General features: G+C 50.1%; 15 protein-coding genes and 1 pseudogene. 14 read left to right on the top strand and 2 right to left on the bottom strand.

Annotated elements, in window-relative coordinates; genetic code table 11:
* The first annotated feature begins 1 nt into the window (after window position 1).
* The 7 genes from HZS80_RS01925 to HZS80_RS01895 all read left to right on the top strand — a co-directional run bounded on the left by HZS80_RS01925 (window position 2) and on the right by HZS80_RS01895 (window position 8,149).
* Window positions 2–628 (top strand): TRAP transporter small permease subunit, encoded by a 627-nt coding sequence (locus HZS80_RS01925; RefSeq protein ID WP_022521195.1) that lies wholly within the window; start codon window positions 2–4, stop codon window positions 626–628.
* Window positions 621–1,979 (top strand): TRAP transporter large permease, encoded by a 1,359-nt coding sequence (locus HZS80_RS01920; RefSeq protein ID WP_022521194.1) that lies wholly within the window; start codon window positions 621–623, stop codon window positions 1,977–1,979. Before HZS80_RS01925 ends, HZS80_RS01920 begins: the two co-directional genes overlap by 8 nt.
* 54 nt (window positions 1,980–2,033) lie before the next feature.
* Complete coding sequence (locus HZS80_RS01915; protein WP_035581656.1) at window positions 2,034–2,657, top strand: isochorismatase family protein; 624 nt, start codon at window positions 2,034–2,036, stop codon at window positions 2,655–2,657.
* Between the two features lie 257 nt (window positions 2,658–2,914).
* A complete protein-coding gene (locus tag HZS80_RS01910) occupies window positions 2,915–3,892 on the top strand; it encodes a helix-turn-helix domain-containing protein (protein ID WP_166650374.1) in 978 nt (325 codons plus the stop codon).
* 440 nt (window positions 3,893–4,332) lie between these two features.
* Entirely contained in the window at window positions 4,333–5,337 is a 1,005-nt protein-coding gene (locus HZS80_RS01905) for a SphA family protein (RefSeq protein ID WP_218927544.1), read from the top strand.
* A gap of 31 nt (window positions 5,338–5,368) precedes the next feature.
* On the top strand, window positions 5,369–6,427 hold the full coding sequence (locus HZS80_RS01900; RefSeq protein WP_179914994.1) for a hypothetical protein: 1,059 nt from the start codon (window positions 5,369–5,371) through the stop codon (window positions 6,425–6,427).
* A 264-nt stretch (window positions 6,428–6,691) separates the two neighbouring features.
* Window positions 6,692–8,149: a benzaldehyde dehydrogenase gene (locus tag HZS80_RS01895; RefSeq protein ID WP_179914993.1), complete on the top strand. Its 1,458-nt coding sequence runs from the start codon at window positions 6,692–6,694 to the stop codon at window positions 8,147–8,149.
* 83 nt (window positions 8,150–8,232) lie between these two features.
* Here the strand turns inward: HZS80_RS01895 and HZS80_RS01890 are convergent, their stop codons facing one another.
* Entirely contained in the window at window positions 8,233–9,012 is a 780-nt protein-coding gene (locus HZS80_RS01890) for an IclR family transcriptional regulator (protein WP_179914992.1), read from the bottom strand.
* A gap of 337 nt (window positions 9,013–9,349) precedes the next feature.
* On the opposite strand from HZS80_RS01890, the gene HZS80_RS01885 reads away from it, so the two are divergent.
* The 7 genes from HZS80_RS01885 to HZS80_RS01855 all read left to right on the top strand — a co-directional run bounded on the left by HZS80_RS01885 (window position 9,350) and on the right by HZS80_RS01855 (window position 16,044).
* Window positions 9,350–10,369 (top strand): cupin domain-containing protein, encoded by a 1,020-nt coding sequence (locus HZS80_RS01885; RefSeq protein WP_009286263.1) that lies wholly within the window; start codon window positions 9,350–9,352, stop codon window positions 10,367–10,369.
* 30 nt (window positions 10,370–10,399) lie between these two features.
* Window positions 10,400–11,257 carry a fumarylacetoacetate hydrolase family protein gene (locus tag HZS80_RS01880; protein WP_035581672.1) on the top strand — a complete coding sequence of 286 codons (858 nt, stop codon included), beginning with the start codon at window positions 10,400–10,402 and terminating at the stop codon, window positions 11,255–11,257.
* A complete protein-coding gene (locus HZS80_RS01875) occupies window positions 11,254–12,429 on the top strand; it encodes a 3-hydroxybenzoate 6-monooxygenase (RefSeq protein ID WP_009286264.1) in 1,176 nt (391 codons plus the stop codon). Before HZS80_RS01880 ends, HZS80_RS01875 begins: the two co-directional genes overlap by 4 nt.
* A gap of 169 nt (window positions 12,430–12,598) precedes the next feature.
* Window positions 12,599–13,600, top strand: coding sequence for a TRAP transporter substrate-binding protein (locus HZS80_RS01870; RefSeq protein ID WP_009286265.1), 1,002 nt, complete (start codon window positions 12,599–12,601; stop codon window positions 13,598–13,600).
* 48 nt (window positions 13,601–13,648) lie between these two features.
* On the top strand, window positions 13,649–14,167 hold the full coding sequence (locus tag HZS80_RS01865; RefSeq protein WP_035581674.1) for a TRAP transporter small permease: 519 nt from the start codon (window positions 13,649–13,651) through the stop codon (window positions 14,165–14,167).
* A gap of 4 nt (window positions 14,168–14,171) precedes the next feature.
* Entirely contained in the window at window positions 14,172–15,431 is a 1,260-nt protein-coding gene (locus HZS80_RS01860) for a TRAP transporter large permease (RefSeq protein ID WP_179914991.1), read from the top strand.
* A gap of 139 nt (window positions 15,432–15,570) precedes the next feature.
* A complete protein-coding gene (locus tag HZS80_RS01855) occupies window positions 15,571–16,044 on the top strand; it encodes a MarR family winged helix-turn-helix transcriptional regulator (RefSeq protein WP_138799590.1) in 474 nt (157 codons plus the stop codon).
* Window positions 16,045–16,206: 162 nt separating this feature from the next.
* Here the strand turns inward: HZS80_RS01855 and HZS80_RS01850 are convergent.
* Window positions 16,207–17,047, bottom strand: a pseudogene (locus HZS80_RS01850) (transposase); the annotation flags it as partial.
* Window positions 17,048–17,202: the final 155 nt, after the last annotated feature.

Below are 17,202 nucleotides of genomic sequence, written 5' to 3'. Positions count from 1 at the left end.
TATGACTACGGCCCCTCTCGCCCCTTGGCGTGAGCGTGGCGCTGCGGTCTCTTCCGCCCTGTCTCGACCCTTGGTCGGGCTAGGGCTGTTGGTAGGTCGCGTCACCAGCTGGCTGGTATTGCTGGTGATGGCGGCTGTCCTGTTGACCGTACTGCTCAACGCTACTGGCATCAACGAGATTGCTCGCTGGAACGATAAGGTGCTCCTTTTCGGAAATGCCCTGACCATCAACAGCATCACTGAGCTTCAGTGGCACCTTTTCGGTGTCTTGACACTGTTCGGAGGCACCTACGCCCTACATCACGATACCCATGTGCGTGTCGATCTGATTTATCACCGCTTATCGCCTAGTCATCGCGCCATGGTTGATGTGATCGGTCACTTGGTGTTGCTGATTCCCTTTTGTCTGCTGGTCGCTTGGCTTTCTAAGCACTTCGTGACGATGTCCTTCTTGACAGGGGAGAAATCGAACTACGGGGGACTCACGGATCGCTATCTGATCAAGGCCATACTTCCCATCTCTCTGGTTTTCTTAGCCTTGGGAGCCCTTGGTCAAGTATTCGAGAAGCTAACCATCATCCTTGACCCGCGAAAAGCGGAGACAGATCACGAGGTCAACAATGGCTGAATTCATCAGTGAATATTATTTGGCGATGTTGATGGTGGTATCGCTGCTGGCCGGTATTTTTACCGGTTATCCTGTAGCGTTCCTGTTAGGCGGGCTAGGCATTATTTTCGCCTTCATCGGCGGCATTCCCGTTCCTTTCTTGGCCACAGTAGGATCACGTATCTACGGTGGTGTGGTCGAGAATTGGTTGATGATCGCCATCCCGCTCTTCGTGTTTATGGGCCTAATGCTTGAGAGTTCCGGCGTGGCGAGGCGATTGCTACTAACCTTGCAGCGTGTATTCGGGCGGACGCCCGGTGGACTCGCCATTTCTGTAGCTATTCTGGGCGTAGTGATGGCTGCCAGTACGGGCATTATTGGTGCGTCAGTGGTTATGCTTGGCCTTCTAGCGTTACCCGTGATGATGCGGCAAGGTTATCACCCGGAGATGGCCTGTGGGGTGATAGCGGCTTCCGGTACGCTTGGGATTCTCATCCCACCTTCCATCATGCTGGTTCTCATGGGCTCGATACTTCAAGTATCGGTAGGAGACTTGTTCAAAGCCGCACTAATTCCCGGGCTGTTGCTCGGCGCCCTCTATGTTGCTTACCTATTGATCATCGCTCGTATCAAGCCCCATTGGGCGCCGCTGCCGGACCTCGACGCCACTGACACCGACACATCTCCTCTCATGTTAGCCTTGGCGCGGGACCTGTTTGGCCCATGCGTGTTGATCTTCGCCGTACTGGGTTCAATCATGGCAGGGATAGCTACACCGACGGAGGCGGCGGCAATCGGTGCACTGGGCAGTGTGATCCTTGCGCTGCTGATGCGCAGTATTAGTTGGAACACACTTAGTAAAACCGTACAGGAGACCGCCCGCACATCGGCGATGATTCTGTTCGTCGTGATCGGTGCTACCAGTTTTTCTGTCGTCTTCAAGCGGTTGGGTGGTGATTACATGATCGAGGCCTTGATCACTGGTACGGGGCTTGGGCCCTATGGTTTGCTACTGCTGATCATGGGCTTGATCTTTGTGCTTGGTTTCTTTCTGGAATGGATTGAGATCAGCTTCGTGGTTCTTCCCCTAGTAGCTCCGGTGGTAGAAATACTGGATTTCGGGTTGGGACTAAGCAGTCAAGCCATTCTGATTTGGTTTGCCATTTTGGTCGCCATAAACCTACAAACGAGTTTTCTCACACCGCCCTTTGGCTATGCGCTGTTCTACCTTAAGGGAATTACGGAAGGTAAGATCGGAATCGGCACTATTTATCGTTCGATCATCCCGTTCGTCCTTCTTCAGATCACTGGGTTGGCTCTGTGCATATTCTTCCCTGCAATAGCGCTCTGGTTACCTGGTTTGTTGCCATGACTCCTTCGACACTATTTCCTATTTAGCCCATAGACATTTAAGAAGGAATGAGTAATGAAATTTGAACTAAACAACCCCACAAAAACTGCTCTTCTTGTCATTGACATGGAAAATGATTTTGTTAAGCCAGGTGCACCGATGTGTGTACCCATGGCTACTAAAGCTGTACCGAATATCAAGAAACTGATAGATGTCTGCAGGAAAAAGGGCGCCACGGTAATTTACACAACTCATGTGCACGGAAAAGATCGTGGCGACATGGGGCTGATGTCAGGTTTCTGGCCGCCTATCGACAGCCAAGAAGCTCTTGTTGATAACACACCGGGTACAGAAATATATTCAGACATCGCTCCCCAAGAAGGAGAGCTTGTCATCAAAAAGCACCGCTACAGTGCTTTTTACAACACGGACCTTGAGACTCAGCTTAGAAATAGGGGAATTGATACGCTTATTATTACTGGCACTGTTACTAATATGTGCTGTGAATCGACTGCTCGAGATGCTCAGTTTAGAGATTACAAAACCATTTTTGTTTCGGACGCTACTGGCACTATGGATCATCCTGACCTGGGTGCCGGTGCTATGAGTGCCGAAGATGTCCAAAAGGCGACACTAACAAGCCTTTCATTCTGTGTTGCTGAGATTGCATCGGCTGATGAAGTCATAGAAAGACTTTGAAGCAAACAATATATTGCTGTTCATGAATTAAAAAAAGGGGATGCAGGCAGAAGCCAAAAAACCAGTTTCAACAAGGTCCTCCCTATTACTATTATTGCTGCTGCCCCTGCACTGACGCTCCGGGGGGGGGGTCATCAACGCTTAGAGCGCTTAATATTCTTGAATACCGTATAGCCGCCAGCAACTGCTGCAATGGGCCAGCCTAAAGCTAAGGATGTACTTTTTAATAGCCACCTCACACAAAATGAGTGCGCACCATGAGACATTTTTCCAGCGTTAGCACAGAGCATTTCAGCCATACTAAACGCCTTAAAGAATGGCAAGATGTCATGAGTATTCATCTGGGGAAAACCCCGGAACGCATCCGGCGATTGGAAAGTACTTCGGTTTCACCACTATACAAAGAACCATTCAAGGGACGACTTGAATACGGCGCGCTTGGTGAGTTGCAATTCTGCAGAATGGTTTGCAGCCCTCACCGATTTTCTCGACGCATTAATAAAACCGCATATCGGGATGCTCACCCTGGGTTGCTGGTTTTACAAATGGGCGGAGTGAGCCAGGTTGAACAAAGTGGTAAAAGCTCTACCTTCACTCCCGGAGACCTCCTCTTTCTAGACTGTGGCCGACATTTCACTGTTACAAGTACCAAAAACTGTGAGTATTTAATTCTTCTTTGTGGCGATCTTGGCACGCCTGCCACCATCCCAAAAGATTTACGCATAAATAATCGGAATGGACTAGGCCGAATGCTCCATAATTTTATTGTCGACGCCTATACACAGTACCCTCTCCTGAACGATGCCACATCCTGTTCGCTAGGCAAAAGTATTATTTCCTTGCTCCAGAACACGGTTGAAAACAAGAACAAGGAAGAAGAGCTTGAGCATAACCCGCGCTTATTTAAGAAAAACTGGATAAAAGATTTCGTTGATAGGAACCTTTCTAGCCATGAATTAACCGTAGAGCGAATAGCCCAGATTGCGCAGTGCTCTACACGAACCCTTCATCGCGCATTTGAAGATGAAAGTGAGTGTAGTTTAAGTGAGTATATCTGGCAGCGCCGCTTAACCCGCTGTGCAGAAGACCTTCGAGACCCAAATAGCATAGGGCGCACGATTAGTGATGTAGCACATAAATGGGGTTTTACCTGTAGTGCACACTTTAGCAGATCATTTAAAGCTTCTTATGGCGTTTCACCGCGAGTCTTTCGCGATTCAGCCAGGGCCGGCTGATATTTCAAAACTTAATTTTAATTAACAATATTAACGAAAAGCTATTAAGCAAACCCACTCATCTCTATCGGCTACCCATTGCTATGAGCCGAGCTACTTTGGAAGCCCTCCTCGCTCAACACAGGCTAACCATCGTATTCTCGGACAATATGTTGTTTGACAGTTGGCAGAGCTCCAGGCCCACCCCTCTTGCTTTCAATAATCACCTTCAAAAATGCCTCCCCGTATCTTGCAAAGGGGGGGCCATGAGCTTGAACTTTAAGTAACTCGCATACGCTACGACTCATGAAATGTCGTAATGGCACAGCTGTTCAAATATGTCGCTTTCAGACAAGACACGATCTTTTTTCTCTCCTAAAGTCAGGTGCAACAGAGGCATTAGGCCTCTGCATTAAAACTTAAACACCCAAAAACACTATAACAACAACAGGCCTTGATGTATGAATAAAGCTCCCATGTACGCACGTGCAATAATATCGTCGTCTCTATTTGCCCTGGTATGTTCTTCTGCCTTGGCGGCAAATGGTCCACCCCCACCTGCCGTTAGTCAGCCAGGTGGCATAAACCTTGGTAATACCAGTTTCTATGACGGCTTCGCTGGGCCGCCTGGACTTAATCACAATATTTACTTACAGCACCGTAGAGCAACGTCTTTCCGCGATAACGATGGCAATGATAATAAGGTTTTTGATAACCCAGAGTTCAGTGCCACCACTTTAGTAAATCAATTTACTTACTACTCACCAAAAACAATTGGGAGAGGAGGGCATTTAGGCTGGAGCATCATTCTACCAATCGTTTCACTCGATGCTGATTTTGGGGCTAAAGGCCCTCAATTAAAAGACAACGGCACAGGTTTTGGAGATATATCTCTTGGCCCAATGGTTCAGTTTGATCCAATAGTCGACGCTCAGGGACGGCCTACGTTCGTTCAGCGTTTGGCGCTTGATGTTTCGTTGCCTATAGGTGAATACGATGAGACTAAAGACTTTAATCCCGGTTCAAATTTTTACTCGATAAACCCTTATTGGGCGGCAACGTGGATGCCTGCTGAGCGTTGGGAAATGAGCTGGCGGCTGCATTATCTATACAACTTCAAAAACAGCGATCCTGCCAGCAGTACCTACCAGCTGTTCAATGGTGATCCAGTTCGCGATACCCAAGCAGGCCAAGCCGCCTGGTCAAACTTCGCCGCCTCTTATGAAGTCATTCCGAACGTGTCAGTTGGCTTAAATGGATACTACTTTAAGCAACTGGAGGACGACAAAGTCAATGGACAACGTCTTGAAGATTCGCGAGAGGAGGTATTAGGCATTGGACCAGGGCTATTGTGGAAAAACACCAAAGGGCCATGGCTTTGGTTCAACGTATATCACGAGACAGAAGTCGAAAATCGCGCAAAAAACGACTTCTCAGTCCAAGCGCGCTTAGCGTATCCACTTTAATTAAAATGAATCTACCACGAGGTGTAAAGCTATGAATAAGCCAAAAAAATGGATTGCAGATAAGATCAAGAGCCTCGATCCCCATAAGGATTACATAGAAATATGGAGGCTTTCAAGCAGTTATCGCTTAGATGACTTCATGCAGAATTTCATCTATGCACTCACCTTCCCCAACTTTATCGTAACGGACTGGGGGTCAAAAGCTGTCTGGCGTGAAGATGGAGGGAAAGTACTTCACCAATCCACCTCGCGGGTTGAGCAGACGGGCAGTGCCAATGCTCTTTGGTGGTTCTATGGCCCTAACGATGAGAGAACTCTCAAATCTATTGAGAGTATAAATAAGCTTCATGTTTATTGGGCCAAAAAGTACCCTGGCGCATTCTCCTATAATGAAGATTACATCTATACGTTGGCGTTTTCTGCAACCACAATGCATCGCCTAAAACTGAAGATGGGGGCCCCTGGTATATCTGAAAAAGAGAAAATAGCGGCTCACCTTTTTTGGCGTGACATGTCTAAACTTTTTTATGCAGAAAACGGTCAACCCATCACAGGCTATCCAAATAGTTTTGAAGAGCTAGTAGAGTTCTGTGAGCAGTATGAAAACACTCCTAGGCCGACACCCGAGCGAGCCAACTTGGTAGCTAATGCTATCTATGAGCAGTTTGTTTTCAGGTTTTTTCCACCCCCGCTTCACTGGTTTGGCCATCAGCTAATTAGGGCCATGTCGCTACCCACTACGCTAAAAACGCTCGGTATCGACCCACCCGACCCAATGGCTGCGGAGATTCTCCCTAAGCTTATGGGCTATATTTTCTGGCAGATGGAAGAAAACGCTGACGACCCAACCGAAAGCTATATCGAAGAAAGATTGCGGATGTCAAGCGAAGAGAAAAAAAGTATTCGGAGCGAGATAAAGGATCTGGATGGACGCTTTCCTGAACACTTTGCTCAACAATATAAGGACGACCCCAAATTTATTGGCTGTCCATACCATGCAGCCCTGGAGGCAGCAGCTTCTAGTAAAAAAAGTAACAGTGAAGATAATTTTGTTGACGAATTAGAGAAGAAGGCAGGGGCTTTAGACTAGGAGACTTTGGGGGCAATGAAGCATAAGTAGAACTTAGAATAAGATATTGTTGCTGACTTGCCCCTTATCCCAGTAAAACAATGATTTTTTGCGGCAGCCACAAACACGTAGTACAGAAACACCAAATAATATTTCGTCTACCTTTCTCCTCAATTGGCCTACTTCCTAGAACAGTTATATTTCCACATCAGCATATCAGTTGTTTCCGAATTAAAGCCATCTCAGTTAGTCATTACACTCGCAAATACAATAAGGAATATTTACATGAATGAGACTTCACCCATCTGGGAAGACAAAATTTACCTGGGACAGTGGCAAACTGCTGAAGGGCCTCAGGCTGCCGTAATTGGACCCGCCACCGGCGAAGTCCTCGCTAAAGTTCAGACGGCTACTCCCGTAGACGTAGGTCGCGCTGCACTTATCGCTAACTCAGCTCAGCAACATTGGGCCACGTTACCTTTCGATCAAAAAGCAGAGATCCTACGCCGGGCCGCCGCCCTGCTCAAAGAGCGGGCCGAAGAAATCAATCGCTGGAATATTCGTGAGTGCGGCTCTACAGCAGCCAAGGCTGAATGGGAACTGCAGGTTACCTATGAACAGGCCCAGATGGCCGCAGCACTCCCCATGCAACCCAACGGACAGATCTTCCCTTCTAGCATGCCAGGTCGTCGCAATTACTGGAAGCGGGTACCCATTGGCACAGTGGGGGTTATAGCTCCTTGGAACTTCCCCATCCTCTTAGCCATGCGCTCGGTCTTTCCTGCCTTAGCCATGGGCAACTGTGTGATCCTGAAGCCAGCCCCAATGAGCGCTATCTGTGGAGGTGCTTTGATGGCCGAGGTTCTAGAAGCAGCTGGCTTGCCGGAGGGCGTGTTCCACGTACTACCAGGTGGGCCCGAGGTGGGTGAGGCGTTGGTTCAACACTCGGATGTCGGCATGATCTCCTTTACGGGCTCTACCGCCGTTGGCGAGAAAATTGGCGAAACCTGCGGGCGTATGCTCAAGAAATGTGCCCTTGAGCTTGGTGGCAATAATGCAATGGTGGTTTTAGAAGATGCCGACTTGGAGGCAGCCGCCTCTTCCGCGGCTTGGGGGGCTTTCCTCCACCAGGGTCAAATCTGCATGCAGGCAGGACGGCACTTAGTGCACCGTTCAGTGGCGGACAAGTACATGAACAAACTCGCCGAGCGGGCCACGCGCTTAGTCACGGGTGATCCTTGGAAACAGCAGGTACACCTCGGCCCGTTGATCAACGAGACCCAAGCGCGCCGCGTTGAAGAGATCGTGAACCGCTCTGTGGCCATGGGTGCTAACGTTGTCGCTGGCGGTAAACGCGATGGCAACTTCTTTGAAGCCACGGTTCTTAGCGGCGTGACGCCAGAAATGCCTGCCTTTGGCGAGGAGATTTTCGGTCCAGTGGCGCCGATAACACTCTTCGATAGTGACGAAGAAGCCATCGCCCTGGTCAACGCCTCGCCCTACGGACTCGCCGCTGCCATTCATTCTGCCTCCACGGAACGTGCCCAACGCTTCGCCGAGCGCATCCGCGTGGGGATGGTGCATATCAACGATCAGACTGTGAATAACGAATTCCAGGTACCCTTCGGTGGCATGGGCCGCTCAGGTACCAGCGGTCGCTTCGGTGGCCCCGCAAACCTAGATGAGTTCACCACCACCCAATGGATCAGTGTGATGGAGCAAGGTATCCAGTATCCCTTCTAGCGCTCAATAAATTAAGCATTTGCGATTGACAAAAAGCCCTGTGCTGCGAAAGCAGGCACGGGGCAAAATAGATGGCGTCTTCATCACTGCTGCAATTGAGCCAAGTGCTGCATTTTACTGGTCATTTCTTGACCTGCTGCTGCTACAACGGGCATCAAAGAAGAGGTTACTTCCTCTGTTGCGACGGTTATCGGTAAGACGAGGCTGACACTTCCAAGAACTCGCTTGTCGTCATAAATAGGGGCTGAAATCCCAGAGGCACTTGTTCCAAGCTCACCTGCCGTGATAATAGCAGGCTGGCTTCTAAGCTCTCGAAGGCTTCGCTTGACCTCTGTCCAGTTGGCGCCAAGGTCAAACTGGTTGAATTTATCAGGAGCGTGGTTGAAGTAGGCTCTAGCTTGGCGTAAGGGTAAGTTGGCCAGAATCACTTTTGATGCAGCGCCTTGATATAAAGGTCGCGGCTGGCCACGCTCATAGCTAATCTCATGGTGCTGATAAGTCTCGAATTCCTCATGCACACACATTACTTGGCCCCGGAAGTAGCGGCAAAGAATGGCGATACTGGCAGAAGGTGCCGTGCTGAGCATTTCTCGCATGATACTTCTCGCCGCATGAATCATTGGATCGCCAATCCTTAGTTTACGGTCCAGCTCAATTATCGCCGGGCCAAGTACATACCTCCCTGTTGTATAGGCTGAAATATAACCGGCCGAGGCAAGCGTTCTGAAGTAACGGTAGGTCTGGCTGGCCGAAATCCCCAAGTGTACAGACGCCTCATCGACCGACCACTCCCCTTTTTCTTCATCAGCGAACAGGGAAAGTAATCGCAGCAGCCGTTCCTGAGAATTCTCTTTCAAAGCCACCTCAACATTTCCAGTCTGTTAATAGCGCCCTTAAACCACTGCGCGCATCTTTTGCAAAGCTCACTAGGGGCTTACAGCAATAACTGACTGTCACACATGACCATCAGTTGCCTCAATACGCTGTGATTGCTTAAAAAAATTTTTAAGCGCCCAGCACCATAGCCTGTATCAAAGCCTCCCGAAGATAATACTTTTGTCGCAAATACATATTTTTGCCTTGACCCCAACCGCATAAAAAGCAAAATTATCACAATACGAAAAAATTGTTTTATTTACGGCAGAGACAATAATTGCTGATCCTTACAAACACACATCAGCTGAATCTTAAGGAGGAGCTATGACCGATACAGCATTTAAAGAATTAATCTCCAAAGACAACATGGCGCCACTATGGGAGGTGCTGCGAGGTTTGACACCACGTGAGCCTAAACAGGTACTGGAGCCCGTTATCTGGCGTGATAAAACGATTCGCAAGAACATGGAGATGGCTTGTGAAGCCATTTCAGCTGAGGATGCCGAGCGTCGCGTCCTGGTGCTGGAAAACCCAAAGCTACGCGGTAAATCCTTGGTAACCACCTCACTATACGCAGGCATTCAGATGATTCTGCCTGGCGAGGTCGCGCCAAGTCATCGGCATACGGCTTCGGCCTTGCGCCTGATTCTCAGCGGCGAAGGTGGCTTCACTAATGTGGACGGTGAAAAAGTAATGATGCGCCCTGGTGATTTCGTGATCACACCATCCGGGGTGTTCCACGACCATGGCGCCGAGGGTAGCGACCCGGTGATGTGGCTGGATGGCCTTGATGTACCTGTCGTACAGATGCTTAACGCGGGCTTCTCTGCTGACGATCCGAACAATCGCCAGGAAGTTCGTCGACCGGCGGGCGACTCTGAAGCGCGTTATGCATCCGGGTTAACCCCAGTTGGGTATCAGGGCAGTGGCACGACGAGCCCCTTGTTCCACTACCCCTATAAGCGCACTCGGGCGGCGTTGACTCAGCTCGCTGAGAGTGGTGATTGTGATCCTGCCATTGGGCTCAAGCTGACCTTTACCAATCCCACCAATGGTGAATCACCGATCCTTACCATGGGCGCTTACATACAGCTTCTGCCACCTGGGTTTCAGGGCGTGGAGCATAGGGAAACAGATGGTGCGGTCTATTGCGTAGTGGAGGGTAGTGTCCGCGTTCACGTCGGAGATCAGGAGTGGACGGCAAATCAGCACGATGTGTTTGTGGTTCCTGGCTGGGCCTGGCGTCGCTTCAAAGCCTCCGATGAATGTGTTTTGTTCAGTTTTTCAGATCGCCCCCTTCAGGAACATTTGGGCTTTTGGAAGGGCGAGAGTAAAAAAGCCTGACAACTCCCTGATACAAAGGATAACCATTGCATGAAAATCTGCTTGTTCAATAACAATCGCCTGGGTGTCGTAGACGGTAACGAGGTATTGGACGTCTCAAGCGTCCTAACTCGTATCGGTGCCTCGGAATATCCCTATCCCCGTGGAGATCAACTGATTGCTTGCTTACCAGAATTAATGCCTGTCATAGCGGATGCCATACAATTCGCTCGGCGTTATCCTCTCAGCAAGGTGACATTGCGCTCCCCGGTTGCCAACCCCGGCAAGGTTGTCGCGGCTCCAGTCAACTACCAAGCCCACTTGGATGAGGCCATTGAGGATACCGCGACTTTCTCCCGAGCACATGTGCGAAAGATACAGGAGACAGGGCTGTTCCTCAAAGCTACAAGTTCACTGGTCGGTCCTGATGATTCTGTGTACGTCGGTCTTCCGGACCGCCGAACCGACCACGAAATCGAATTGGTTGCCATCATTGGCAAACGTGCCAAAAACGTTTTAGCAAAGGATGCGCTGTCCTACGTGGCGGGATACAGCATCGGGCTGGATATCACGATTCGTGGGCCGGAGGAGCGCAGCCTGCGTAAGTCGCTAGATTCCTACACAGTGCTGGGCCCCTGGCTGGTTACCGCCGATGAGATAGAAAACCCTCATGCATTAGCGATGACCCTAGATGTGAATGGAAAAGTGCGACAAAGCGCCAATACCAAAGATCTGATCATGGATGTAGCCGAACTTATAGAGTTTGCCTCCAAATTCTACACCCTCGAGCCCGGCGATCTGCTGTATACCGGGACACCAGAGGGGGTGGGGCCTATCCAGCCTGGTGACACCATCAATTGTGAGATTGAGCGTATTGGTAAGATCAGTGTGAACGTGGAGGCATCATGAGTACTCAGCAGCCTATTCTTATTATCGGCGGCGGGATTGGTGGCCTTGCATCAGCACTGGCCTTGTCTCGTCTCGGCATCCCAACATTGGTTATTGAGCAGGCCGATGAGTTTCGTGAAGTGGGTGCTGGTATCCAAGTAGGACCGAATGGCTTCCGCGCCCTTGATCGCCTAGGGGTATTGGCGCAGGCACGTGAACTGGCGGTGCTGCCAGATGAACTGATCATGATGGACAGCGTCAATGCCACGCCGGTCGTTGAGATCCCGGCGGGTGACTCATTCATCGAACGCTTCCAGTACCCCTATGCACTGATCCATCGTGCCGACTTACACAACGTACTGCTCAACGCGTGTCGTGCATCGAGCCAGATAGAGTTTCGAACCTCTACTAGGGTCGCCTCCTTCTCAGAGGCCAATGGCAAGATGAATGTCACCACAGCTCAGGGGGAAGTAATCTCAGGAAGTGCTTTGATAGGGGCCGATGGCCTATGGTCTAAGGTTCGCGAGAGCATTGTCGGCGATGGAGCTCCGAGGGTTTCCGGTCACATTGCCTATCGTGCGGTAATTCCTATCGAGGAAGTGCCAGAAGCCTATCGCCGGAATGCCATGATTCTGTGGGGCGGCCCCAAAAACCACCTCGTGCAGTATCCGTTACGTGGAGGAAAGCTCTTCAATCTGGTTGCCGTGTTCCATAGCGATCGCTATGTAGAAGGCTGGAATACAGAAGGAGATCCTGAGGAGCTCAAGCAGCGTTTCGCTGGAACCTGCGATACGGTTCAAGAACTGTTAGCCAAAATTGATAGCTGGCGTATGTGGGTGCTATGCGATAGAGAGCCTGTGAAAGAGTGGAGCCGTGGCCTTGCCACCCTGGTCGGAGACGCTGCTCACCCGATGTTGCAATACCTTGCCCAAGGTGCCTGCATGGCTATAGAGGATGCTGTTGTGCTAGCTGATGAGGTTGCCCGCTGCAGTGACGATATCGCCAGTGCCTTTCAGGCGTACCAGCAGCGGCGCTACCTGCGCACCGGACGCTGTCAGATTATGGCCCGTGTTCACGGTGAGTTCTATCACGCGACAGGGGTTACGGCTGAACTGCGCAATGCCATGCTCGCTTCTCGGACGCCAGAGCAGTCTTATGAAGGGCTGGCTTGGCTATATGATAAGGATATTTGACGCGCTTTTAATATAATAATTTCCTAATAAAAAGTAATAACTGTTTACAACTCTTGCAAACTACCATGCTCATAAAATTTTAGAATTCCGTTTTTGACTTATGATTTTATAAGAGCACAACTAATTTTCAGTGAGAAAGAAAAAAACCTCTAAAAATAAGGTAAATACAATGACAAACATACTAAATACTGCCACTCGCTATCTTTGCGCGATTCCGCTAGGCCTAGCGTTAATTGCCAGCACACAAGTCGAGGCCAAAGAGTTACGCCTGGGATTAATTACTCCGCCTCAGCATATTTTGAATCAAACCGCCCAACGCCTAGCCGACACAGTGGCAGAGCGAAGTAATGGTGATTTAACCATTACCATTTTCCCATCCGGCCAGCTAGGGGATGAATCGGCCATGTTCACCCAAATGGAGACCGGACTGCTAGACATAGGGCTTATGACCGCCGCAGCTACCAGCCAGCGTGAACCAGCTTTCGTCGGCTGGTTCACTCCCTTCCTCTTTTCCAGCGTAGAAGAGGCGGCCAAGGCCACCGAGACAGACGCTGCTCAGCAGATGCTGCAGAACCTGGAGAGCAAAGGTCTGCACGCATTCGGCTATACTTTTGCGGGCATGCGCCATATTCTTATGCGCGAAAGCGCTGTTAACAGCACTGAGGATGTTAGCGGCAAAAACATCCGCATTATTCCGTTCGCAGCGATGAATACCTGGTGGCGAGCCGTTGAGGCTCGGCCCACCCCGACGAGTTTGCCGGATGTTTACCAAGGCCTCCAAAACGGTATGCTGGATGGTGTGGATATTGACCTCGATGCCTTAGTAGGTTCGGGCTTTTATGAAGTAGCGGAGCATCTAACACTGACTAGCCATATGGCGTTTCCTGAGGTAGCCATAATGGGCCAAGCATCCCGCGCTTCACTTAGCGATGCAGAACGCCAGCTAATTGATACCGCCATGGCTGAGGCACTTGCCTGGGGTACTGAGACGGAAATTGCAGCAGAAGCGAGCAACCGCACCTTGCTCGAAGACCGCATTAATGTGTATACGCTAGAAAGCGCTGAAGACGCTTTCAGCACGGCGAACCAAGCGTTCGCTGAGCGCTTTGGTGACCATCCGCTTATCCAAGCATTCCAGCAACAGTCCACCGAACTCCTTAACGCTGAATAAAACGCGTCGGGGCGCTTCTGCGCCCCGAACCAAAGAGGCGTACCCAAGATGCATTTTCCCCAAGACACCTGGCTAACCAAGGCGAGCCGACAGCTAGCCAGGGTTGAACAGCTGCTCTGCAACGTACTGATAATAGCTTTTAGCGCGTTGCTTATTGCTAATGTTTTCGCACGATACGTACTCAACAGCCCACTTTTTTTTGCCAATGAGCTAGCCGTCTATATTCTGATTTGGATGGCGTTTCTCGCCATCTCTATCGCCATACATAACGACCAGCACGTACGTTTGACCATGCTGATTGCGATACTGCCTAAAGCGGCTCAGCGCGTTTGCTATTGGCTTACCGAGCTGATCTGCCTGGCGATAATGGTTACTGTCCTGTGGTACGCCATCGCTTGGCTGCGGTCACCTTCGATCCACTACGATATCGCTATTACGCTCGATTGGCCCAAGTGGCACTTCTATCTCATCGTGCCGCTTTTCTGCGTCACATCGATTTTTCACCTCGTCGCTAGGCTTTTTGATCGCTCGCGAGCGAGTTTCGTCCTAGCCAACGACGAGGAGTAACCCTATGACGCTTGCGGCTTTTATTGTGTTAATGCTACTTGGAATGCCAATTGCCTTTGTCCTCTTGGCTTCAACACTTACCTTCGTGATCACTTCCGGTAACTACCGTCTATTTGAAAACCTACCCCAGGTTATTTTTGGCTCGCTAGAGGTATTTGATCTGCTGGCGATTCCCTTATTTATCCTGTTGGGCGAAATCATGAATGAGGGTGGTATTACACGTCGCATTATCACCGCCACACGTGCCTGGTTTGCGTGGATTCCTCACAGCATTGCCTATGTATCCCTCACCTCGAACTTGATGCTTGCCTCTATTATGGGTTCAGCGACGGCACAGATCGCTATTATGAGCCGAGTAATGACTCCCGAATTGGAGCGTGATGGTTACGACAAGGGGTTCGCCGCGGCGTTGACGGCAGGTGCTGGCCTGCTGGGGCCGATTATTCCGCCGTCAATGGTGTTTATTATCTATGGTGTCATTGCTCAAGTGTCGATTGGTGCCATGTTCATGGGGGGCATTCTTCCTGGGCTACTGCTGTTTATACTAATTAGCGGTTTGATCGCGATCATGGCGCGTCGCGCGCGTAAGAAAGGAAGCGTTGATCAGGAACGCACGCCTCTATGGCGTGCGACTCGTGGCGCACTGCTCACACTTAGCATTCCCATCGTCATTGTGGGCGGTATCGCATTTGGCATAGTGACGCCAACTGAATCCGCGGCGGCTGCGACGCTAATGGCGGTGATGATAGGCGCCCTCTTCTTTCAAGAGCTTAAATGGGGGCAATTACCTGGCGTTTTGAGCCGAACAGCGCGCAATACCGCCATTGTGCTATTTCTGATTGTCGCTGCAAAAGCCTTTGGTTGGGTACTGGTGTACAACCAGATACCTCAACAGGTAGCCGGACTAATGCAAGGCACCACCGAAAGCCCGCTGGTATTTATGCTTCTGGTGTTTGTGATGCTGATGGTAGTAGGCATGGTGCTTGATGGGATCGCTGCGCTGATCATCCTAGTGCCTATTTTGCTCCCGGTGGCGCAGCAAAGTTATGGTATTGATCCCATCCATTTTGGCATCGTCACCTGTATGACACTGAGCTTGGGGCTGTTAACCCCCCCGGTGGGTGCAGGGCTCTATGTTGCCTCCGCTATCAGCAACGTTAGCTTGCCCCGCATTACGAAGTGGATCTTGCCTTTCATAATAGCGGCTTGCCTCGTCATTTTGGCGGTCATCTTTAATCCCTGGCTCGTTAACGTTTTCCGTTAACTCTAGCCGCTACCTCCGGCTTACTCTTTATCGATGTGGGGCACTGGCTAGTATCATGCTGGCCAGTGCTCCCATCCAGTGCCTATTACAGAAACTTCTGCTATGGTCACAGCGTATTTTCCCCTTTATAAGACTCCACATGACTCGATCACCGCTATCTGAAGCTTTTGACTTACCTGGCAATCTTTTAAGACGCTGCCACCAAATTAGCGTGGCTATTTTTCTGCGTAAGTGCGAAGCGTTCAACCTTACCCAACTGCAATATATAATCCTTTCTGCACTTGAAGAGATGGGAGCAAGTGACCAAATCTCCTTAGGTGGCTATACGGCATTGGATCGCAATACCATCGCTGTCGTAGTACGAAAATTAGAGGAGCGCGGGCTCATTACCCGGCACCGCAACCCTGAAGATCGTCGTTCGATGGTTGTGAAGCTTACCAAGGAAGGAGAGACGTTACGAGAAGCCGTAGAGCCTGCTGTTGAAGAGGTGCAAAGTGATATACTGGCGCCGCTTAACGCCGAAGAGCAACAGATATTGCTCTCTCTGCTGCAAAAGATCGCTAACGGTAATAACCATTTAAGCCGTGTGCCAGTGCGCTTAAACGAAAGATAGTACTGTCATCTATATCGGCTATATTAACCCACTCCCAAAAGCATCTTAGTTTAGAGTCAGAAGTTACTTTATCGTTTTTTTTACCGCCAGTTGCTCGGCATAGGCCTAAGGGGCTAACCCACCAAGTCCCTGTTTCAGCCTTTCCTCGTTGTACGTCCCATCGCCACGTAGATGAGCCCATAACAGCATGGCATGCCCACAGAATTCCTTTTCTTTACCCATACGAATGGCGTTAGGTGGCCCAAGTTGTACAGCCAGATGATCCAGAGTCCGTTTTAAAGACATCTATCCGTGGCGCGTTTAGTCACGATAGCCACGGATTCATGGGTAGCGTCGTCGACAACGGTGAGGTTCTTTATCACTCGCCCTCAGCGGCACAGTCAAACACAAAATTCATCGACCAGACCTAATTGGCGGCACAAGGGCGGCCAAGGGGCTTTCTGTCCGTCGTAGGAAACTTCTTTCTTACGCTTGCTTAGTTTCACCTGCAACCGAGCCGCAGCGTAGAGACGCACTACGCGCGTATGATTGACCTGTTCACAGGTTTGACGCAGCTTCAAGCACCATAGCGACGATGCCGATGTCACAAGCTAACAATGCGTTCACGCAATGCCTCGTTGCGGTCAGGGACAGGTTGATAGCGCAGCGCACTGGCACTCATACAGATAACACGGAGCACGCGGCGCTCACTCAGGCCACACGACAGCATGAAACGCACCATCTCTCTACGTGCAGTGTCGCTCACCACTTTTTTCATCGCCTCGTGCGTGACCTCCATCTCCAGTAGCGACTCAGCGAGCAGCTTTTTTAAGCGCACATTTTTAGTTTCGAGTTCATTCAGACGCTTGGCAACCGATACGCTCATTCCGACAAACTTGCTGGGCCAAAGGTAATCACTGGCTTCCGAAAAACCGTGCCAATGGCATAACTCCTTTATGGGCAGTCCCGCATCGGCTTCGCCCAGAAAACCAATGGTCTGTTCTTCGCTGAAACCCGTCTTCATGTCCAATCTCCTTACTCATAGGATCGAACTCTAAAGTTTATCGCTAACCATTCAGAGAGAAGTCGTGCCGCTAATACCCAGGTTGGCTTATCCAACTTTCCACTAGAGCAAAGCATATATTAAAGGACTTACTAAAATGAACTATAATGCATAAA

Source organism: Vreelandella glaciei (assembly GCF_013415125.1).
GTDB classification, from domain to species: Bacteria; Pseudomonadota; Gammaproteobacteria; order Pseudomonadales; family Halomonadaceae; genus Vreelandella; species Vreelandella glaciei.
This window is presented reverse-complemented; position numbering and strand designations above follow the sequence as displayed.